At 46.7% G+C, this 19,663-nt stretch carries 25 protein-coding genes; 1 reads left to right on the plus strand and 24 read right to left on the minus strand.

Going from position 1 to position 19,663, the window contains the following annotated elements:
* Positions 1-20: 20 nt before the first annotated feature.
* The 19 genes from DWX65_RS04820 to mobP3 form a co-directional block, all read right to left on the minus strand.
* Complete coding sequence (locus DWX65_RS04820) at positions 21-1,382, minus strand: CpaF/VirB11 family protein (RefSeq protein ID WP_242997810.1); 1,362 nt, start codon at positions 1,380-1,382, stop codon at positions 21-23.
* A gap of 15 nt (positions 1,383-1,397) precedes the next feature.
* Positions 1,398-2,231 (minus strand): ATP-binding protein, encoded by an 834-nt coding sequence (locus tag DWX65_RS04825; RefSeq protein ID WP_158564698.1) that lies wholly within the window; start codon positions 2,229-2,231, stop codon positions 1,398-1,400.
* A 1-nt stretch (position 2,232) separates the two neighbouring features.
* Positions 2,233-3,066, minus strand: a complete 834-nt coding sequence (cpaB, locus tag DWX65_RS04830; protein WP_118173138.1) for a Flp pilus assembly protein CpaB — start codon at positions 3,064-3,066, stop codon at positions 2,233-2,235.
* A gap of 30 nt (positions 3,067-3,096) precedes the next feature.
* Positions 3,097-3,669 carry a prepilin peptidase gene (locus DWX65_RS04835; protein WP_118172933.1) on the minus strand — a complete coding sequence of 191 codons (573 nt, stop codon included), beginning with the start codon at positions 3,667-3,669 and terminating at the stop codon, positions 3,097-3,099.
* A 14-nt stretch (positions 3,670-3,683) separates the two neighbouring features.
* The gene (locus DWX65_RS04840; protein ID WP_242997811.1) at positions 3,684-4,253 is read right to left on the minus strand and encodes an MT-A70 family methyltransferase; all 570 of its coding nucleotides are present in this window, start codon (positions 4,251-4,253) and stop codon (positions 3,684-3,686) included.
* Positions 4,243-5,724, minus strand: a complete 1,482-nt coding sequence (dcm, locus tag DWX65_RS04845) for a DNA (cytosine-5-)-methyltransferase (RefSeq protein ID WP_118172935.1) — start codon at positions 5,722-5,724, stop codon at positions 4,243-4,245. The genes DWX65_RS04840 and dcm overlap by 11 nt, the downstream gene beginning before the upstream one ends.
* A gap of 99 nt (positions 5,725-5,823) precedes the next feature.
* A complete protein-coding gene (locus tag DWX65_RS04850) occupies positions 5,824-6,186 on the minus strand; it encodes a hypothetical protein (protein ID WP_118172936.1) in 363 nt (120 codons plus the stop codon).
* Positions 6,186-6,392, minus strand: coding sequence for a hypothetical protein (locus tag DWX65_RS04855; RefSeq protein ID WP_055169934.1), 207 nt, complete (start codon positions 6,390-6,392; stop codon positions 6,186-6,188). The genes DWX65_RS04850 and DWX65_RS04855 overlap by 1 nt, the downstream gene beginning before the upstream one ends.
* A 29-nt stretch (positions 6,393-6,421) precedes the next feature.
* Positions 6,422-7,267, minus strand: coding sequence for a conjugal transfer protein TrbL family protein (locus tag DWX65_RS04860; protein ID WP_118172937.1), 846 nt, complete (start codon positions 7,265-7,267; stop codon positions 6,422-6,424).
* Positions 7,268-7,305: 38 nt separating this feature from the next.
* Positions 7,306-7,584 (minus strand): SpoVG family protein, encoded by a 279-nt coding sequence (locus DWX65_RS04865; protein WP_118172938.1) that lies wholly within the window; start codon positions 7,582-7,584, stop codon positions 7,306-7,308.
* An 88-nt stretch (positions 7,585-7,672) separates the two neighbouring features.
* Positions 7,673-7,861, minus strand: a complete 189-nt coding sequence (locus tag DWX65_RS04870) for a DUF6133 family protein (RefSeq protein ID WP_242997832.1) — start codon at positions 7,859-7,861, stop codon at positions 7,673-7,675.
* A gap of 110 nt (positions 7,862-7,971) precedes the next feature.
* Positions 7,972-8,322: an Mbov_0395 family pilin-like conjugal transfer protein gene (locus DWX65_RS04875; RefSeq protein ID WP_118172939.1), complete on the minus strand. Its 351-nt coding sequence runs from the start codon at positions 8,320-8,322 to the stop codon at positions 7,972-7,974.
* Complete coding sequence (locus tag DWX65_RS04880; protein ID WP_242997812.1) at positions 8,306-10,531, minus strand: VirD4-like conjugal transfer protein, CD1115 family; 2,226 nt, start codon at positions 10,529-10,531, stop codon at positions 8,306-8,308. The genes DWX65_RS04875 and DWX65_RS04880 overlap by 17 nt, the downstream gene beginning before the upstream one ends.
* A 35-nt stretch (positions 10,532-10,566) precedes the next feature.
* Positions 10,567-11,274 carry a DUF7768 domain-containing protein gene (locus DWX65_RS04885; protein WP_147339135.1) on the minus strand — a complete coding sequence of 236 codons (708 nt, stop codon included), beginning with the start codon at positions 11,272-11,274 and terminating at the stop codon, positions 10,567-10,569.
* 11 nt (positions 11,275-11,285) lie between these two features.
* The gene (locus DWX65_RS04890; protein WP_118172942.1) at positions 11,286-12,104 is read right to left on the minus strand and encodes a hypothetical protein; all 819 of its coding nucleotides are present in this window, start codon (positions 12,102-12,104) and stop codon (positions 11,286-11,288) included.
* Between the two features lie 14 nt (positions 12,105-12,118).
* A complete protein-coding gene (locus DWX65_RS04895) occupies positions 12,119-12,811 on the minus strand; it encodes a hypothetical protein (protein WP_118173140.1) in 693 nt (230 codons plus the stop codon).
* Positions 12,812-12,848: 37 nt separating this feature from the next.
* The gene (locus tag DWX65_RS04900) at positions 12,849-13,571 is read right to left on the minus strand and encodes a hypothetical protein (RefSeq protein ID WP_118172943.1); all 723 of its coding nucleotides are present in this window, start codon (positions 13,569-13,571) and stop codon (positions 12,849-12,851) included.
* Entirely contained in the window at positions 13,568-13,900 is a 333-nt protein-coding gene (locus DWX65_RS04905; protein ID WP_118172944.1) for a hypothetical protein, read from the minus strand. Before DWX65_RS04905 ends, DWX65_RS04900 begins: the two co-directional genes overlap by 4 nt.
* Positions 13,890-15,101 (minus strand): MobP3 family relaxase, encoded by a 1,212-nt coding sequence (gene mobP3, locus DWX65_RS04910; protein ID WP_118172945.1) that lies wholly within the window; start codon positions 15,099-15,101, stop codon positions 13,890-13,892. Before mobP3 ends, DWX65_RS04905 begins: the two co-directional genes overlap by 11 nt.
* 100 nt (positions 15,102-15,201) lie before the next feature.
* On the opposite strand from mobP3, the gene DWX65_RS04915 reads away from it, so the two are divergent.
* Complete coding sequence (locus tag DWX65_RS04915) at positions 15,202-15,885, plus strand: type II toxin-antitoxin system PemK/MazF family toxin (RefSeq protein WP_118172946.1); 684 nt, start codon at positions 15,202-15,204, stop codon at positions 15,883-15,885.
* Positions 15,886-16,059: 174 nt separating this feature from the next.
* On the opposite strand, the gene DWX65_RS04920 is transcribed toward DWX65_RS04915, so the two are convergent.
* The 5 genes from DWX65_RS04920 to DWX65_RS04940 form a co-directional block, all read right to left on the minus strand.
* Positions 16,060-16,572, minus strand: coding sequence for a hypothetical protein (locus DWX65_RS04920; RefSeq protein WP_118172947.1), 513 nt, complete (start codon positions 16,570-16,572; stop codon positions 16,060-16,062).
* Positions 16,573-16,603: 31 nt separating this feature from the next.
* Positions 16,604-17,689 (minus strand): DUF5688 family protein, encoded by a 1,086-nt coding sequence (locus DWX65_RS04925; protein WP_118172948.1) that lies wholly within the window; start codon positions 17,687-17,689, stop codon positions 16,604-16,606.
* A 17-nt stretch (positions 17,690-17,706) separates the two neighbouring features.
* A complete protein-coding gene (locus DWX65_RS04930) occupies positions 17,707-18,192 on the minus strand; it encodes a hypothetical protein (protein WP_207743155.1) in 486 nt (161 codons plus the stop codon).
* A gap of 211 nt (positions 18,193-18,403) precedes the next feature.
* On the minus strand, positions 18,404-18,937 hold the full coding sequence (locus DWX65_RS04935; protein WP_118172949.1) for a hypothetical protein: 534 nt from the start codon (positions 18,935-18,937) through the stop codon (positions 18,404-18,406).
* Positions 18,938-18,954: 17 nt separating this feature from the next.
* The gene (locus tag DWX65_RS04940) at positions 18,955-19,650 is read right to left on the minus strand and encodes a hypothetical protein (protein WP_118172950.1); all 696 of its coding nucleotides are present in this window, start codon (positions 19,648-19,650) and stop codon (positions 18,955-18,957) included.
* Between the last annotated feature and the right edge of the window lie 13 nt (positions 19,651-19,663).

Below are 19,663 nucleotides of genomic sequence, written 5' to 3' on the forward strand. Positions count from 1 at the left end.
CGCCGCATATCCGGCACTTCCTAACGCTTCGCCAAAAGTTGCTCCTGCATCTTTAAAGGCAGTCCGTTCTCACGGAGCCGCTTTTGCAAGCCTTCCGAAAGATTCTCCACCTTCTCATAATGTCCTATAATCTTGGGCTTTCCCTCTACAATGATATTGTCTGTAATATTGAACCTGTACAGGGTACGCATCTTCTTCCTTCCGTCCTGCAATGTCTCACATTCCGTTATCTCCATAATCCTTCGGGAATTGTCCTCCAGCCTTTTTGCAAATGCCACAATCGGAAATGCTTTTGTGGCAAGGTTCTGCAGCGTGGCATCATCCATCCCCGGCTGTTCCTGCTTGCACAGCGTAACCATACGGTAATAGGTATCTTCGCAGGAATTGGCGTGAATAGTGGTAATCACGGAATGCCCGGTATTGGCGGCATTGATAGCCTGCATACTCTCCCCGCCCTTCATCTCCGCTACTGCGATACAATCCGGATTGATGGTAAGGGTGGTTTCCAGCAGCTTTACCATGTCAATATTCTGTCTCGGATCATCAGAAAACCTTGTCACCAGATGCACCACGTTATTCAGCACATTTCCTTCCTCGTCAACGGCAGTCAGATCAAACTCACGGCATCCCTGCTCTATGGTAACAATACGCTTGCTGTACGGCACTTCACCCAATATCCAGCTCATCAGCGTAGTCTTTCCCGAAGAAGTCGCCCCTGTTATGCACATGGATACACCATGGGTAAAGCACATGGAAAGCAGATCCAGCATTTCCCCTGTGGCAGTTCCAAAACCTACAAACTGCCCTTTTGTCAGCTTCCTCGGATTTACAATACGGATAGACACTGCCAGCCCTTTTTCCTTATCAATGACACCATCGCCCATAACCGTGATACGGATCTTGTTATTCAAATGTCCCACCACAATAGTCTGTGCATTGTCAAAAATCATGCCTGACTTATGCAGGAGCCTTCGGATAACATCGACCGCATGACCGGCACTGTTAAAATGCTCCTTTGCCGGGATAATCTCGCCGGTAGAATAAGTAATCTTGACATCCCGCCACTGGTTGATATTGATTTCCTCCACATCATCCCGGTACAGATAACGTGTCAGGAAAGAAAAGCCTGTCATCTCCCCATAAAGAAGATCGCAGAGTTCTGTCTGCTCCATTCCCTCTACACCCACGTTGCTCTGTTCCAGATATTTCCCGATATAGGATTCAATCAGTTCCCGGTTCTCGTCCGGGTTGTCACGAAGCACGGAAGCAAAGTTCTTGGATATGTACTCCTGCACATCCTTCAATACTTCCGGAAAAGTGCGGTATACCACACTTTTGTTTAACATCCCGGCAGTTTCATGTATGTTTAATATTTCCTGCAATTCTTTTCCTCCTGCTTAAAATTCTCCCTTGTTTTTCCAGACAAAGGGGCTGCGCACTACCAGTTTCTTTTTCTCTGCCCCCGGCTTGTTTTCACCCTGTTTTGTCTCATACAGTCCAAAGACCTCAACCAGAACTTTTTTGACCTCCGTCTGAAAAGGACCAGCTTCCTTGGAAGTCAACCCATTCCACAGACTTGCCTCATCATACTGTTTCTCCAGTTCCGCCACATACGGGAATACAAAGCCTACTCCGCCATACTGTCCTGCGGCTGCTTCCCATTCCTGCCCGGTCTTAAAGTTCCCGATGGCACTTATATATTTTCCATTGTCTGCGCGGCCTTCCAGCATACCCGCATGGGATTTGAAGTAGGATATTCCCCGCAGATTGGAAGTTCCCACACGCAGTACCCGGTCTGCCATCTCCATGGCAAGAATGGAAAACACATCCGCTTCAAAGACAGAAGTACAGTCCAAAATCACATAATCAGCCAGATGCCGCAGGCATACAAGAAATTCCACAGCCCTCTCTCTTGTAACCTTTGGATAGGACATCAGGTTTTCCCCCATCCTGTACCCTAGCAGACTGATATATTCATTTGCAGTGACAGGCACACAGGCTTCCAGTATCTTGTTTTGTGTCAATGACGGAGCCGTCAGAAGCGCACCCAATGAAACCTCCTGCTCCGTATCCATAGGAAGCAGGAACGGCACAGAAGGCACAAATGGGTCACTGCATACCACAACCACATTTTTCTTTTTCTTCGCTATTTCTGCCGCCAGCTTTACCGCAAGAGTGGTCTTGCCGCTACCGGGGCTTCCTACAATAGCAAGCATATTTCCATGTTCCATCCTACTGTCCTCCTGCATTCACTTCTACATCATCCACAATAGGTTCTTCCTTTTCCTCCTCCGCGTCTGCTTCTGCTGTTTCCGCTTCCCCTTCCAATTCTTCCGTATACAGTTCTTCTAAGACTTTCTGCTGTTCATCCAAAAACTTTTCGGCCTGTGTGCTGTCCCCACGGAATACCAAGGCCGCATGAAGTTTTCCGGTCTGTTCCAGTTCTGCAAGAAGCCTTGCCTGCTCCGGCGTTGCAAGCACGGTAATGGTGGATGCCAGTTCCTGTTCCTCTCCGCCCTCCACATCAGCCTGCACATCATTGTCCGTTCCGCTGCTTGCTGTAGTTGCAATGATCTCCACATACTGAAGCTCAGGTAGTACCAGTGTTTTCCGCTTTTCTCCCACATCCGAAGCAATTAAGGTTACAATATCACCGGCCTCCAGTTTCCCGGACAGACCGGCTGCAAGGGATTTAATACTGACTGAGATTGCCCGGTTCTCCCCATTTAATTTGCCAAGATAGGCATTCTTTAACATAGGGGTATCTGACAGCTTGCTCTCCAGAATATAATCCCCTTTGTAAAGGTCGGTGTTGGCGTATTTGCCAACCACATCCTCTGCCCTGTATACCACGTTGTCGGGCAGGTTATAGCCGCCTACTTCCACGGTAGTAATCATCTTCTCCGTAATCTGGTCGCCCTTGTGGATCTCCGTATTCACGCGGACCAGGGATACCTTCGATTTCAGTGCATTGTTGAACATCGGGGTAAGCCCGAAGCAGATAATCAGCGAAAGGATGATACAAATCAGTCCAATCACAATACGGTTCTTCAATAAATTTTTCACTTTTCTTTCCTCCATTTTTATCAAAATTTCTTATGCAGGCAGCATGGCAAGCAGGCATCCCAACGCCAGATACGGTGCCATTGCAAAGCCTTTGTCCTCTTTCTTTGCATACGCCGTCTGGAACAGGACTGCCAGAAACAGCCCCAGCATCAGCGCGATATAGCCCCGCTTTACGCCCAGCACAAAGCCGCAGGCTCCCATCAGTTTGATGTCCCCGCCGCCAATGCTTCCTTCTTTCATCAGAGCCGCCACCACAAAGGGCAGCGGCACAAGAACAAGCCCCAGAAGTGCCGGGGCAAATTCTACCTCCAGTAATCCGGCCATCAAGATAAGGACCGGTACATAGTCCGGCACGGTATGGGTTGCACAATCATACTCTGCCGCAAATAAAAGTACCTGCCCCGTTAAAATACAGGCAAGTGCGTGTAAAGTCGTTCCATAAGCTCCGATAAATACGGCGGTGACAACCGCAGCTGTAACCGCCACATATCCGATTTTTTCAGAGCCGGTCAGTTTTTTCAGCAGCATATCCAGCAAAATTCCAAAAAGGAAACTTGCTGATACTGCCACCAGAAAACTATGTGATTCAAGAAACCATATCAAAACATTCTCCTTCCTTACCTTTCTTTCAGCATCCGCAGGCTGTCTCTGATATCCATTCCATCAATCTCATTTCCCACACATACCCATCCGGGATATTCGTTTCTTGCAAACAGTTCTGCCCTTGGCAGATCACCCGCCAGCTCTACGATTTTCTCCCTGACAATATCCGGTTTTTTGCTGTGTTCCTCCACCGGTGTATCTACGATGCAGTGTACTGCCTTTGACACTCGTTTCGGCTGTCCTTTTGTAGCTATCAGGCACAGCTCCGGGTTTGCCCTCGTCCAGAAGCCAAGTCCCCAGAACCATTTTTCCTGTTGCTTCCTGCACCGCTTTACCCAGCAGAATCCAAGTGTCTTATAAGTAAATCCCCATCTTCGGATTGTTTCTAATCCCTGTTCCAGACAGGGGAATGTCACCCATAGAAACAGAATGCAGTCATCCGCCGCTATGGACTGGATATCCAGCCCATAGATGTCCTCAACATTCATAGTACGATAGTGATTTTCGGCGGAGCGTCCCTGTCCTTTCTTACTGTAAACCTTATAAGCCCAAGGAGGATCCACATACAGAATGTTAAACTTCAAGGATGCCCGCCTCCATTTCCGCAAGCCGCAGTCCTATCTCATAGACGATATTGACCGTCACGGAATTTCCCGCCTGCTTATAGAGCTGTGCATCACTGACTCCTGCCGCCTTTGCACGGTCGAACAGAAAGTCTTCAAATGCCTGTAACCGGAAACACTCTTTCGGTGTGAGCCTGCGGATGCGGCAGTACACAACCACTCCCATGTTGCCCTCTGTCAAAAGTGTCTGAGAACACTGCTTTCCCACCCGGCCCCTGCTTACCGTACTGTTAGGGTAGGACAGGTTGATTCCATCCCCGTGCCTTGCAATCACATATCCCTGCTTGGTTGCTTCCCTGATAGGCATTCCGTTGTAATAAGGACACTGCAGCATCATCACACCATGGCGGTCAACCGCTGTCAGGGTAAAGCCCGGCTCTCCAATATCCTTAAACCTCCGTCCATTCTGCCGCTTGTTCTCCCGCTCCGGCGTTAAAGCCGCCCTCGCCTGCATGCACTTTCCGTCACAGGCTTTACAATGCAGCACACCGGAGCTTTCCCCAAACCTCGTTATCCCTGCGTTATAATGAGACACCAAACACCGTGAAATCTTTGTCATATCCGGCTCTTTCTTCTGTGTGAGGAAACCGGCATAGTTCTTTGCCCCGCATTCCTCATTCCCGTTCTCTTTCAAGCACTCCATCCATTCTTCCGGCTTCTTGGTTCCGCACAGATACAGCCCAGTCTTTCCTCCGGCACCGCCGCCGTCCGCTGTCAGGGTAATGGAAAGCCCGTCCGCATCATAGACACGCTCTCCCTGATAGCCTCCTATAACTTTTTTAACAACCGCTGTGTTTGCTCCGCTGACAGGAAATACTTTTCGTCCACGGATTCCTCCAAGATATCCAACAAGGTACACTCGTTCCCTGTGCTGGGGGACTCCGAAATCCTTACTGTTGACACACTGCCATTCAAGGTCATACCCTGCTTCCCATAAGTTAAACAGAACGGCGGTAAAATCCCCGCCTCTCTCGCTCGACAACAGATGCTTAACGTTCTCAACGATAAGGAAGCGGGGTTTATCTTTGGTAGGCGTGCTTTTGAGCAGACCAGCGACTGTAAAAAATAGTCCACTTCGTTCTCCGGCAAGACCTGCCCGCTTTCCTGACAGTGAAATGTCTGTGCAAGGAAAACCAAAAGTCCAGATTTCAGCTCTTGGAATCTCTCCTGCTGTGAGCTGCTTAATATCTTTGGCGAACCACTCGCCCGTGCATTTACTTCCGTCACAGTGTTCACTTACCTCCTTACTGCATATCCGGCAACAGTTTCCTTCCCTGCATTTTCCGTACTTGCAGTAGGAAAGTCCATACATTGCCATATAACTGATGTTCGCATACTTGTCGATTTCTACGTGACCGATACATCTATGTCCGCTTCGTTCCAATCCTCTTCTAAAGCCGCCTATTCCACTAAATAAATCTAAAAATTCCAAACAGACCTCCTGTTTAGGTTTGAGAGGTATTCACAATTCCTTTTGCTTGTCCGGTAGAATAGCATCCTAAAATTTGATTGGTAGACTTGATTCTTTTCATCATGTGCCCCATTCGCTCAAAGCGCGATAGGGATAGATCTGCTGGCTCCTTGCAAAACGTATCATATTGCCCACCTGATCGACTACGCTCTGATTGTTCTGGTCTTTGGTACACATCATCACGCTCCCAAAGATACCTGTCAAAGCCGCAACCACGGTAAATGCCACGTTATTAGAACACAGCCAAATTATGGCGGCTACTGCACCGCCAAAGAGGGAGCCTGCAATACTCTGCAAAAGCTCCCTCCGTCCAAAACCATTGAATAATTCATTTTCCGCTTTTACCCCGCTGGGGATATACAGCTCCCACTTCTGTTCTTCCGTAGTTCCTCCTTTCCGGTCCCTCAGTCTGGGACTTCTCATTACCCATAATAGTACATAACAATGTCCTTTATCTGCCAGATGCTCTCTGCAACGATATAGAACAGTACCGTATTCTTTGCCCTTTTCCGGTACTGCGCCTGTTCTTCCTCCGCTCCTTGCAAACGCACCATGCAATAGACAAAACGGAATACCGCTCCCGCCCGAATCAGGCTGATTATGGCTATGGAAATATCATCTAATTTCAAACCATTCCATCCTTTCAAACTAACGCCATTTACTTTGCCATACCCTTTACCATTCCCACTAACCGCACGGAATGGTAAACATTGTTGATGACTCCGCTTCCACTACCGCCTGCAGGCACAAGAAATTCACGCAGAAAGGATGGTGTCTTAATAGCAAGCACCATACACGCCATCCCCCAAAATACATTCATGTTGATGCCAATATTTAACATCATTCCTACGCCCAGCTTGCAAAGGCATATCTGAATAACCACTGCAAGAGTACTCTGAAAAAACTTGTTGATATAAGTCTTAAATACACCCTTATCGTTATCCAGAAGCCCCACACACGCCATAGGCATCCCAATCCGCAGGATCATGATTTCCAATCCCCTCATCAGGAACTGGAAATACAGGATAAAATAGCAGACAACAAAGATTAATCCAAAGATTGCTGTTGTCAGTCCCAAGGATGAGATGCCGTTTACCCACGCCTGCCAGTCATAATCGGTGGCTGCTCCTATCGCTGCCATCAGGTCATCAACCAGTCCCTGTGTGATTTCTGCTATCCATCCGTAGACGATGGGAAAGCAGACCGCCACAGCCACCGCCTGCATAAACCGGATGACAAGACCGGCTGGCTCTGTGTCCGGATCCCCGTCCGTCCACATGACATAACATTCAAACCCTTTTTTCAGGAATTTCAGGATAATCAGGGATACGCCAAACCCAAGCAGGATATCAAACAGTACATCTACCATGCTCCCACCGTTTGCCGCCAGCATATACCGGTCGGCATAAAGTGTCATAGGGACTAACTCCTGCAGCATTTCATCAATATAAGCAACTGCTCCATTCAGGACTGCCACGATAAGAAGCACCAGTATAATCTCCAATCCGATTCACCTCCCTTGTGGTGCAAATTATCTGCCTGTTATTCCCCATCCGGTTCATTCTCTTTCAGGCAGGCATCATAGGCATTTAACACTGCTGTGTTGATTTGACTGCGAAGCTCCGGTTTAATCGGAAAGCATACATCTCTGTATTCATCCTCTTTATCCTTCATACTGGGCATAAATACGGTGATTCCCTTCTCACACGCCACAACCCGGACTCCTGTTACCAAAAAAGCATCTGCCAGACATACGGTGGCAAATGCTTTTAACTTACCTGCATCGGTAAAACTCTTTGTAATTTTTGCGGTTACTTTCAATCTTTTTCCTCCATATACATAAAATTTGCCTGCCAGTTTCCCGGCAGGCAGTTCTCATTGAACGTTATGTTTTTTTCCTGTACGATCATTACCCCTGATAATTAAAGAGGTTCTGGATTCTCTGCGTCAGGGTAGGAAGGATGGTGTCCTTGAACAGTGCATAGAGCCCTGCCAGCAGCAACGCGCCTACTACAACAGAAATCAGGATTTTCAGAGCGGTATCTACGAAACCTTCTCCTTCTTTTCTGGTAAGAACGTCAGCCAGCTTCTTTCTCATACGTCCACCCTCTACATAAGCTGCTACCGCCAGTCTGTTCATAGTGTCATTGATTTTTCTCATAGTGTTCATTCCTCCGAATTTTAAATTTATTTTTTAGGTTGTCTGCATTACTGGTAATAACCAATAATGATATTTAAGGTTGCACTTCCGATTACTGCCCCGATGCAGGACACGATGGCAACCACGATACGGTTGTTCCACTTCTTCTGATCCATCTCGTCCGCCGCACTTCTCCTGATGCAGAAATAAATAATCAGAAGTCCTGCAACGACCGGTGCCAGCACCATGAGCCAGGTTGTGGCATCCCCGATCAGCTTTTCTGTTCCTTTTGCCAGCTTGCTCTCACTGATGCCGCTTGCATAAGCAGTCTGCGTGTTCAGCAAAAACACGGCAAAAGCGGCAAGAAATGTCTTTCCTGCCGCCTTACATCTTTGTAACCATTTATTCATCTTCTTCATTTCCCGTCAGCTTTCCTCCTCTCCGCATGAATTTCTCTGAAAACAGGGATCCTGCCTGTACCGGAAGACCCTGCTGTTTCTGCTTTTCTTCCTTCATCTGAAGATCTTTCATGTAATAAACCCAGATATTCCATAAAGGTATATCTTCCTTTACGTCGGTGAGTACCGGACGCCTACGCTCCCGTTCTTCCCTTACCCTGCGGTTATGCTCCTTGTCTCCAAGTCCCAGCATTTGGTTAAAATACCACTGTGACAGATCTGGTGACACCATCATTGCCGGGTGTGAACGTGATACCACGATCTGATAAGGTCTTGATACTCTCCGTATCTCGTCCGTTGTCAAAAGATCCCTTGCTACCAAACTTACAGTGCTGCTGGAAGATGGATTGACATACCGCCCATGCTGACTGGATAGCTGATAGCCGGAACAAGTGTATTTCCCCAGCTTATCGCAGATTTCAGACAGGGTTTCCTTATCGTCTGCCTGCAAATAAATCCAGCTCTGACAGTTTGACTTGACAATGGCGGCTGTTTCCTTGTTGTATTTCTCCGTAAGCTGTTCAAAGCTCTGCAAAAAGAAATGGAACCGCATACCACGACCACCCGCTACGGTCAGTTTGTTCGTCAGGTCATTGATTTTGGTAAAGTTTCCAAATTCCTCCAAGACAAAGTTTACCCGGTTTATGAGCCGGCCGCCCCTTTCATCCGACTGGTGTACCAGCAGTTCATAGAGCTGCGACACCATAAGGCTTGCAATGGGATAATAAGTGGTCTTTTCGTCCGGCAGGATAAAGAACAGTGCCTGCTTCTTTTTTCCGATGTCTGCTATGTCATAATCGCTCTTATGGGTAATGGAGTAGACCGCCCTTGAAGTAAACAGCCTTAAAGTCGTCAGTGCCGAAGTGTAAAAACTTCCCTTTGTCCTGCTGGGTGCTACATCAGAGATTGACAGAAGCGCCCTTGCCGGATGCCCCAGTCTTAACTTCTTTACATACTCTTGCATAGGTGTCTTGTTGCCCACCGCCTTGCACATTTCCGCCACGAACCAGTACACATTGGTAAGGTTCTGGTATTCCGGACGCTTGGCATTATCCACCACCACGCAGAGGATTGCCGCCGCAATCGTGGACTTCTCGCCGTTTTCCCATATCTTCTCATTGCTGGTATTATCGCCTACAAGAATATTTGTGATGTCCCATGCGTACATCTCTGCCTTATCCATCTCTCCCCGGTTCACCGCATCAATGATGGGCTGGAGCAGGTTGTAACGGCTGCTCTTTTCCGGATTCTTGAAGTCAAGGCAGATGACATCAAACCTGAGTTTCTCCAAAAACGGTGCGGCGTACTGATACAGTTCTGCCTTGGGATCGCTGATAACAAGGCTCTCGCCCGCCAGTGCCATCAGACAAATGGACTGCAGCACCAGCGTCCTCGTCTTGCCGGAACGGGTTGCACCTATGGTAAGCGTGTGGGTATCGTCTGCGATATAATGTATCTTCTCCTTTTGCCCGCACTTCGTCATACCTATCACGATGCCGCCTTCTTTCAGAATACGGTAGGGATCCTGTCCGTCTCCTTTCCCTTTTTCCTCGCAGGCAGGCACATTTTTTTCCTGCTCCGGCTCCTTTTTTTCGTAGGCATACTCTACTGTCTCGTAGCCCTCATCCGTTTCCTCTATTTTTGTCTCCTCATTCTCCTTTCCCGCATCTGCTTCTTTTTCTGCTTCCTCATCTATTGGAACAAAGCTGCCGGAAAGCTCTCTGTCCTCCGGCTCTCCTGCAGCTTTGGTATCCACCTTTTCACTATCCTTTAAAAAGTCAAGCCCCTCATATCCTGTGTCGATCAGTTCTTTTATGACCGGATTTGCGGGGCTTATGGTACATACCTCAAACACTCTGTCCTTTTCCTCTTCCCTCATCCATCTGGAAGAACCATGCTGGAACTGCCCCACCGGTACGGGTATCTCGATTTCATCCGTCACTTTCATAAGGTCGGACTGATAAGATCTGCTGTTCTGCGTAAAGAACAGTACGGTACAGAGCAGCACGAAGCACTCAAAGGATAAAAACAGCATCCCCTGCTTCTGCTCGGTGAAAAGCCCTGCCAGACATTCCCATACAGGCACCATTGCAAAGGTTTTCATCTGTCCCGACAATACCCGGTGCAGGGCTGCCGTAAAAAACAGGTTAAACAGTGTTCCTGCTCCCACTAAGATGCTCCCTAAAATGATTTTCTCTTTCTTTTTTATGGTTCCATTCCTTCCTGCGGCGTTTCACTGTCCTTATGTACTTCCTGAGTGGTTATTTGAAAATCATACTGACTCTGTACTTCTTCCCAGACTTCCGGCTTTATAATCCCTGTAAAGTCCTGCCGGTAAAAGCTGCTCTGCTCCCCGTCATAAAGACTGGTGGCAAAAACCCTCCTGCCCCTGGCTGTAGGGCTGCACCCAAAGCCGCCGGTGGCAAGCCATAGCTGATATGGTCTGCTCCGGTATTCCGGTTTTAGGGCTTCATAATTCATTACCAGAATTTTTCCCATATAGTCCTTATCCCGGCTGTCCGGCATGCAGGAATGCTGCCCCAACAGTGCATGATTGTCCGCGCTGACCGGATAATACATAATGTCATCCGGCATTTCTACATTATAAATAGGAATACCAAGGCTTTTTGCATGGGCAATCTCACCCCTCATACCCTGACTGATATGTGTCCCCATTACCCACAGTTCCTCACATTTCTCCAGCATGGCAAGCCCCATTTCCAATCCCTTTTCCCGCTGCTCCGGTATGGTATCATTGTAAAACTGTGTAAAATACAGATGAGGTGCAAAGGCAAGCACCCCAAGGGAGCAGGCATTCTCACAATATTTTGCTGCCTGCTCTATGTTCTTTTTATAATCCTTCCCCGAAGGATTTTCCCCCCGAAGGGGACTTGCGATATAGACAAGTTTCATCCCTGCCCCTTTCATGCGCCAAATCCATAATCCACCTGTTCTCCATATTCGTCCTCATCCGCTTCCTCCTCTGCAAATGCTTCCTCATATACAGTTTCCTTCTCCGCTTCTGTCTGCCCTCTGTCAAGCTGCTCCTGCAAAAACAGGTTTGCCGGCGCGTCTATCTGTGGAATCTGTTGCTCCTGTGCCACTAGAGCATTGTACCTCTCCCTGTATGCCGGATAATGGGTACAGATAGTGGCATACAGGCTTTCCTCGGAAACGATTATTTCCTGACATTCCGGGACCACACCTTTTAACTCATACAGGGGAAGTGCCGCACTTTGCAGGGTATAATAGAAATATCCATTTTCCCGCCTGCCAAACTCACAGGCATAGGGTGTTAAAAAAGCCTCTGCAATCCTCTCATGGACGGCAATCTGCGGTTCTTCTCCGTTCAGTATGTAGATTCCGTTCCAGATTCGCTTTTTATTTTCTTCCCTGTCCCCCGGCGGCTCTATATCCTGAAAACGTGCTAAAGCTGCCTCCTGCCCGCCTTTTCTGACTGCCTCCATCTGTTCGGTGGCCGCAAGTTCCATCTTTTTTATCATAACCAGCCGCTTCTGCAGCATTTCCTGCCGGAACATTTCCATTGCCTCCCCTTTGGGATAGTAAAGATACCCGTCCGACTCCTTTCCCGCCGCAACTGTTTCAGGGGAAAAATCCTTCTCTGCCTGTTCCTTTGGGATCACAATTCCCTCGCCTTTCTCTCCGCATAAGTAATAAATGTTCAGGGCAATCTCAATGCAAAGATTGATGTTGCCCCAGATGCTGTCTCCCTGTGGCTGCATCAGCTTCCTCCTTCCTAGCGTTCCATGCCGTTACCCATGGAAAGGGCATCCAGAAGTCTTGAAACGTCAAACTTCCGTTCCTCCCGGTGCAGTTCCGGCACAATCTCCTCCACCCGGTTTACCAGTTCCCCGACTGTTTTCATATCTTCCTCGGAAAGTTCCTCGTCCATGGTCCTTAATTTTACAAGCCCTGCATGGATGAGCTGCAACTGCGTTTCCGTAAACAGTTTTCTTTCATCCACAAGACCGCTCCGTGTAGCAAAGCTCTCAAATGCTTCCTCCCTGTTGTAAAAATACTGCCTCTGAATAGGTCTGTTGTCATTCTGCGCATCCTGTTTGTAGGTCGAAAGCACATAGTCAAACAGCGGATGCTTCTTACAGGCTAAAATAACTCCGTTATGCTCATTCAGCTTCATCACACCGTTTTTCAGTTTCTCAGCCTTTTCCTCCTCATAAGGCTGGTCGGAGCAGATACCGCATAAACTGGCGGTCGCCCTTGCCATACTCCAGAGCCTCTCCATCTGCTTTTCCGGCACCTCTACAAAGGGATTCTTTTCAATCATGTCTGCTTTCGTGTAAAATGCAATAGTCTTTCCCTTAAACTGGATATCCACCACATAGTCCGGGGAAGAAGGCTGCGCCACCCCGAAGCCCTTTTTCTCCAGTTCCTCAAAAAATGCTTTGTAAAATTCTACTTTTGATTTCATAAATTTCCCTTTCCTGTATGCAAAACTTCTCACACTGTCAGCATTCCTGTTCTTCGTCCATGCTGTTTTCATCCCATCCTGCCTCGTGACCTGCAGCATATTCTTTCTGAATACTGTCTATAGAAATCTCTGACAGGTCATTTCCCAAATAAATTCCCCTGTCCCACTCGATTCCCCTGACAATGCTGTCTTCCGGATAAATTTCCTCTTTCGGGTACCTTGCGTATGCTCGCGTCCCTTCCGCAATCAGAAACTGCCCGCTTTTTAACGCCATCAGAAACAGGTCATTTTGATTCAGCACCATAAGCACACTGTAATCACTTCCGTTCAGGTTATGCAGTACCTCGCCCTGCCTGAAATCATATTCCATTTTTTCATAATGCAGCTTACCGATCAGCGGATGACCTTCATGGTCCATGTTGTAGGCCGTCAGTACATCCAGACATTCTTTTGTACAGCGGTCTTTGTCAAAACTGACCTCTTCCTCTGTCATTTTATGGTTTCCCCCAAGGAAATCCTTAAGTTCCCATTCATCACTGCAAAATCTGGCATGAAAGGTTTTATTTGCCGCCAGATATACTTCTGCATACTGGCTGTTCTCCTTTGTCTGACACAGCTCCTGCACCGCATGAGCCAGTTCTGTTTCCGAACCCTCAAATGCCCGGAGCAGGATTGCCATATAGTCCTCCATGCTTGAAAGATACTTATATTCCGTACCCTTATTATTATTTGTAATAAGCAGAACATCCTTTAGTTTCAATCTGTACCTCCTCTCATCTTCTTTTTCAGAGACTGTGCGTACTGCCTGCCATATTTCAGTTCTGCGACTTCAAGAAGCATATCAATCCCTCTTTCCAGCTTTTCTTCTGCCTTGGATTGTCTTTTTACATATTCCCTGTACTGTTTTCTGATTTCTTCAGAAGGAATGGCTGCGTCCGTATGTCCCATCAGCCGCTTGTAAAAATACCATGCACAGTCCCCCGGAACAGCACCCATGATGCAGTCTGTGCCACCCCTAGTAAAAACATAGGGACATCCGCTGCACGGATGCCCCTGACTCTTAATTTCATTCATCATTTTAATGTTCATATCCTTTATCCTGATTTCTTAGGAATAATTCTTTTTTCGCCTCCTTCGACAGCTCTCCCGACATCCCCTGTCCGTCAAGGAAATCTTCTTCCTGTTTCCAAGCCGCCTGCGCCAGCATATCAAGAGCCTCCATAATCATTCTGGATGCCAGATATTCTTTGTGGCTCTTTAAGTATGCCTCTCCTCGTTTCTCCTTTTCCAGCCTGCATATCGCCTTAACACCGGATAATACCCGGTTTGCCAGTATCTTCTCCGCTTCCTTTTCAAACTTCTTCTTTTGCTGTAAAAGCCATTCCTCATCCGCAGCATACAGTCCCGCCATGCTGCACTTGGCATCTACATACCGTTCAAAGCACTTCCTGATCTCCGGTATTTCCAAAAGCAGGAATTGTACCAATTCGTCCGTCTTTTCCCTGCTCTCCGGTGGTAAAAACCCATAAGCAATCCTTCCGTGTTCCGGTATCATAGTCCGAAGTGCAAAGAGCCTCTCTGAAAGTTCCGATAGTATCTTTTTGTCAAAAGAGACTCCCTGTTCCAGTTCTTCCTCAAACCATTTTTCCGCTGCCTGAAATCTGCCGGGGCTTTTACACCGCAGTTCTTCTTCAAATTCCTCCACCAGTTCATCCGTTATCCGGCGCATTTCCTGTACTGCAAGATCTTTCTCTTTTGCAAAGGCAAGTATCTTTTCCGCAAAAGTGTCCTTTATCATCTGCTTTCGGATGGCATTGGGTATCTGCGGCGGTGTAAACGGATTCTTCACTCTTACAGACTTGTCCCAGAACACCACATGAATATGAGGGTGGCTCTTTTCCCCATGCACTGCAGCCGCCCATTGCAGGTTTTCCCGTTTGATGCCATTTTTTCCTGCAATCGTCATTATGTGGTTTTCCATATATCTCTGCCAGCTTTTCTGATCCTTTAGAAGAAGCTCTTTTGCTGTATCTTCTGCAAAGGACACCACGCTGCGGTACATGACGATTCCCTTTTTAGAATTGGCATAAGATAACTTCGCCACGTCCTTCCAGTCCCCAAATTCCGTAACAGCACCCGGCTCCAGTTTTCCGAAAAGCCCATGATTCATATTTTCATTCTTCAAAACCCTTGGTCTGGTTGCAATATACCGGACATGTGCATAGTTTGCTCCTGGTGTGTCCTTTTTGTTCGGATGCCGGAAACGCTGCTTATACACTAAGATTGACATTATTTTCTACCTTTCTGCTACCTTTCTCCGTATTATTTTGTTGTACTCTGTCACATTATCTGCTAAAATCAGGAATACAAATCTGCAAAGGAGAATTGCCTTGAAACATACAGCAACATTAGAAGATACGCACCATTCCTTTGATGAAATGGCTTCCTCGTTACAAAATCATTTTCAGAAGATTAATCCGGAAGAACCGGAAAACGTCAAACTTGCCAACGAATACTATAAATGGACTTCCTTAAAAACAAATCTGATTCTGAATGAAAAAGCCTTTCAAATACCCTCCTCCGCCCTGCCCAATGTCATCAAGCCATCTGCATTTAAGTGGCTGCACAGCGATAAACAGGCAGTAGTGTCAAAATACTATCAGTACGACAAAGCTACCGATAAATATGTTATTGCTGTCAAAAAAAGTATCGTGCCGGAAACGGATATTGAACTGATTATGCGCTCTCTTGTACTGATTCGGAAAGCTGTCATCTGGGTAGATTTCGGTTATAACATCGGCACGGAATTTGGCGGCAGACATCCGGCAATCATACTGAAAAATTTAAAGGATTCCCTTATCGTTATTCCTTTATCTTCCCAGATGCCCAAAAGCATGGACTACAATATAATGGTTGATAAGGTCTACGGTTTTCCCGAAATGCCACGCTGGGCAAATGTAACAAGGATTACACAGGTCAGCCTTTCCAGAGTCCACTTCGAGAAGTTTGGCGATGTAAAGCCTGCCGTATTAAAGGAAATCCGTGAAAAACTGGTTTCCTGCGGTATCATTTAGGCTTTTTCTGCATACTTTATTACTGCTACAAAATGTTTGACATCACTGCTGCTTTGTGCTAGTATGATGATGTAAACGCAGGAGCAATCCTGGTAATTTTGTAACCGTGAAGCCGTCATTTATGGCGGCTTCTTTTCGTACTATAATATATTTGATACCGTTTTCACTGCTTTTCTACCGTTCCCAATCTTCCTCTCCTTCCCTTTCCTCTGCATCTGCTTCTTCCATTTGGTCCGCCAGCCGCTCTCCCATTCTTTGCAATCCTTTGTATATCCTCTTTGTTTTCTCATAAGGTGTTGCATCCAAAACCAGATTTGGCTCCCCACTTTCATTCTCCTGTATCAGCACAGAAACCTCTCCGCTGGATATGAAGATAGCGTTGCAGGCAATCTCCATCCACGGATAGGTAAGACGGGACAGTTCATGGGGCGTGGCGGTCGTCCTGCTGTTCCATGAGAAAAGGTTATGTGCCATAGACAAAAGCTGGCTCTGATACTCCTCCAGATTTCCTTTACATGATCTTTTGATTTTGTCAAAGGAAATACCATATGGATCCACACATTTTTTTGCGACCTCAAAAAGCTCCGGTACACTGGATAAAATGTAAAAGGCTGCCCGATAGTCAGAATCCAGTTTCTTCCCTTCGGTCAGCCCTACAAGATGCTCATATCTTTGTGCCTGATTCACTTTTGCCCTCCTCCCAATAATCACTTAATAACTACTCTCCCATACATAAATCCGCTTCCTGTTCTTCTTCCATGAAATCATCATGATCACACATTCCTGTTATTTGATCTAGAAGTTCCTTGGTCTGTATGGGACTGGTTGCCATAGTCAGCTTTTGTTGTCTGTAATCATAACTGTACACCTCATCAGACAGCACTTCCTCAGGTGCAACCTGTGTTCTATTTATTTCCATTACCATGCGTTGAAGTTCCTCCGCATTCATATCTCCATTATCCTTCATCAGGATAACTTCATGGATACTGCTGGGAAGAATGAAAAAATTACTTTGTGTTGCTTCCCCGATTTCCTGTAACAAATTTGGATAAAGTATGGCTGTTGCACCATTAATTTGGGCTATATTTGTAAGGACATACTGTTCATAGGGTAAGATTTCCTTGCTTTTTTCTGCCCTTTGATCCTGCTCTGGTATATCCAGATTAAGAAAGCTACGAAATCCCTCCTGTTCTTCTTCCGAAAGTGTTCCCATACAACCAGAAAGCAAAATCTCTTTAATGTTCCTCATGTCCGGCTTAAAAATTCTTTCCGTATTTTTTAGTGCCTGCTCATATATTTCTTCTCTTGAGATTCCCCACATTTCCAGCATACCTGACTTAACCATGAAACTCGACATTCCCTTTTCCTGATTGTTTGTGCATAAAACACGCACAACGGATGTAATATCTGTTTCAGCGATATCTCTGCGTACAGCATCTCTCAAATAATCCTGATTATTGTTTCTATTCAATGCCACCACATACAATCTGTTTTTCACACTCTCGTAGTCCTTTACCTCAAACGGAAGCAAATTTTCATTGTTTTCCATGTTTTTTTTGTATATCCGGGCAATAGCGGTCAAAATATTTTCCATATTCCCATCATCCTCATATGTCCGATAATAATCTTCAAGATAAACATTGGGAACAATTCTGTCCTCTGGACGTTTAATACATATTGCATGAAATTTCTGATTATTATTTTTACTAACCTCCTGAATTGTCACATCTGCATTTGCGTATTCTTCCGGCAAAAAAGACATAATCTGCTCCTTTACCTGTTCCATAAATTTTTCATACGTCATGGTTCATTCTCCTTTTTCTATAATTTTTCAGCCAGTTCCCACAGATTCGATGTATCCTGTAGGAAACTGTTGATTTGGAAATCTTTTTTTTGCATATAATCCACGCCCAGCTTGACCGCTTCGGAAAGCATCTGGTCGAAATCGTCCTCACTCCCCTCATTGGCAAGGTTCATCAGAACCTTAATGAGAAGAAAGAAGATTGCTCCATTGATTTTTCCTATCTTCATCAGCATCTTTGCAAGACGATCCGTGTCATGGTCTGCAATCGCCTTGATCTCGTCCACATGATATACTGCTGTAATCTCCTGCCGGATGATGCGGGCAATAAAATCTATATCCTCACGGCTTCCCTCTATGGAAAGCCCTTTCTCCACATATCCCCGCACCAATTCCGATGTCGTGGTATGGTTTTTGGCTGCCAACTTATCCAACGTTTCCAAAGTCTCCGTTGTAAAATTGATAGAACGCTTCTGTGTCGGCTTTTTGATACTTCCACCTCCCATTTACGGTTCTTCCTGCAAGGGTTCTGACAGGAACCCCACACAATATGAGATAACCCCGTTGCAGGCTTTGCCTGCAAGCTGTTTTCCGGCGGTGTGGAACCCGCCTATTCCCGCCTTAACCAACAAGCTCAGCTTGGTGTCAAGGCGGGTGTGCCACAGGCACACCCGGCCGCAGAGCAGCCTTTTTCCTAAAAAGCGGAAAAACAGTATCTTACGGCTCCATGCCCTCGTCCTCTGCCTCGGCTTCTTCAGACGCCCTATCCCGCAGCAGCTTAGCAAAATACTCCACCGCTTCCGCTTCTTCCGGCTTCAGCACAAGCTCCACATTGTGCTTCTCATAGGTACGCCCACGCCCATTCAGCATAAGGGAACATTCTGCAGCAATCCGGGACATCCAAAAGAACGCATCTGCTCCTTCCTGCAAAGTCTTTCCCGTAGCAAACCGCAGGCTTTTCTGCTTTCCATCTTCATCACAGTAAATCAGGTCAATATCCAGATAAATCCCTTCACTGCCGCCAAAATTAGGAACACACATGGCAAAATTGAAGTCCGGCAACTCCCTTGCTTTCGTCCTCATATCCACATCGTAAAGAAAATACTCGTCCGGAAGCATTCCCTTTTCTTTCAGATGGGTCTCCAGCTTCTCAAATGTCTCTTTTGCATCCGCCATTCCGATATGCCTTACACGATGCTGTTCATCCGGCTCACTCCACCGGTCTAACTCAAAGGTTCTTATTTTTTCCATTTACCGCTCCTTTCCCGCTATCTTTCTTCTTGAAAAGTCTCGTCCACTTCCAAGGATGCTGCCAAGTCCTGCCGGATATCTGCCCTGCTCCCTCTCACGGATGTACCATGGGTGCTGTATTCCTCAAAGAACTTTTCCTCCATTTTCATACTGCAGCAGGCTATCTTTCCGCCCCTTGGAAACAGGAAATGCAGCGTGTTGTCGGACGGCTCCTGCTCCACAGGTACGCCGTCCATAATCTCATCCACATCGCCTATAAAGCTCTGTGGGCTGTTTAGGATATTCCGCACCAAATAGACCGGGATCTGCACCTGCCATAAGCCATAATCATCTTCTCCATGGTTCCAGAGGACATTTACCAGCTCATAATATTCCCTCCCGTCAATCTGTTCCTTGGCATGATAAAGAAACGGACTGTCTGTTTCCATTTCTGTCCGCAGACGAATGATCTCTGCCAGTCGTTCCACGTCCTTTCTTATATTCTCCGGCACCTCCCCGTCAATATAGCTGCCATTCTTAAAAGAGTCTGCTACACAGTCAATGTCAACAATCTTGGAATCCATGCCAAGCTGCACCGCATCTACAAGACTCATGTCAAAATATTTTTCCGCTTTTTCTTCCGTTCCGCACTGATACAAAAGAAGCCGGGTTAAGATTCCCCTTATTTCTCTCTGCATCTCATCCGGCAACTGGCATACATATACCGGTCTCATTCTCTACCTCCAG

The sequence above is a fragment of the Roseburia sp. AF20-18LB genome (assembly GCF_003461185.1).
GTDB classification, from domain to species: Bacteria; Bacillota; Clostridia; order Lachnospirales; family Lachnospiraceae; genus Roseburia_C; species Roseburia_C amylophila.

Excerpts from the sequence above, each read along its gene's own strand:
- DWX65_RS04825 (WP_158564698.1), bottom strand. The coding sequence starts at position 2,231 with ATGGAACATGGAAATATGCTTGCTATTGTAGGAAGCCCCGGTAGCGGC.
- DWX65_RS04850 (WP_118172936.1), bottom strand. The coding sequence starts at position 6,186 with ATGAGAAGTCCCAGACTGAGGGACCGGAAAGGAGGAACTACGGAAGAA.
- DWX65_RS04870 (WP_242997832.1), bottom strand. The coding sequence starts at position 7,861 with ATGAGAAAGAAGCTGGCTGACGTTCTTACCAGAAAAGAAGGAGAAGGT.
- DWX65_RS04875 (WP_118172939.1), bottom strand. The coding sequence starts at position 8,322 with ATGAAGAAGATGAATAAATGGTTACAAAGATGTAAGGCGGCAGGAAAG.
- DWX65_RS04885 (WP_147339135.1), bottom strand. The coding sequence starts at position 11,274 with ATGAAACTTGTCTATATCGCAAGTCCCCTTCGGGGGGAAAATCCTTCG.
- DWX65_RS04890 (WP_118172942.1), bottom strand. The coding sequence starts at position 12,104 with ATGCAGCCACAGGGAGACAGCATCTGGGGCAACATCAATCTTTGCATT.
- DWX65_RS04895 (WP_118173140.1), bottom strand. The coding sequence starts at position 12,811 with ATGAAATCAAAAGTAGAATTTTACAAAGCATTTTTTGAGGAACTGGAG.
- DWX65_RS04905 (WP_118172944.1), bottom strand. The coding sequence starts at position 13,900 with ATGAACATTAAAATGATGAATGAAATTAAGAGTCAGGGGCATCCGTGC.
- mobP3 (WP_118172945.1), bottom strand. The coding sequence starts at position 15,101 with ATGTCAATCTTAGTGTATAAGCAGCGTTTCCGGCATCCGAACAAAAAG.
- DWX65_RS04925 (WP_118172948.1), bottom strand. The coding sequence starts at position 17,689 with ATGACGTATGAAAAATTTATGGAACAGGTAAAGGAGCAGATTATGTCT.
- DWX65_RS04930 (WP_207743155.1), bottom strand. The coding sequence starts at position 18,192 with ATGGGAGGTGGAAGTATCAAAAAGCCGACACAGAAGCGTTCTATCAAT.
- DWX65_RS04935 (WP_118172949.1), bottom strand. The coding sequence starts at position 18,937 with ATGGAAAAAATAAGAACCTTTGAGTTAGACCGGTGGAGTGAGCCGGAT.
- DWX65_RS04940 (WP_118172950.1), bottom strand. The coding sequence starts at position 19,650 with ATGAGACCGGTATATGTATGCCAGTTGCCGGATGAGATGCAGAGAGAA.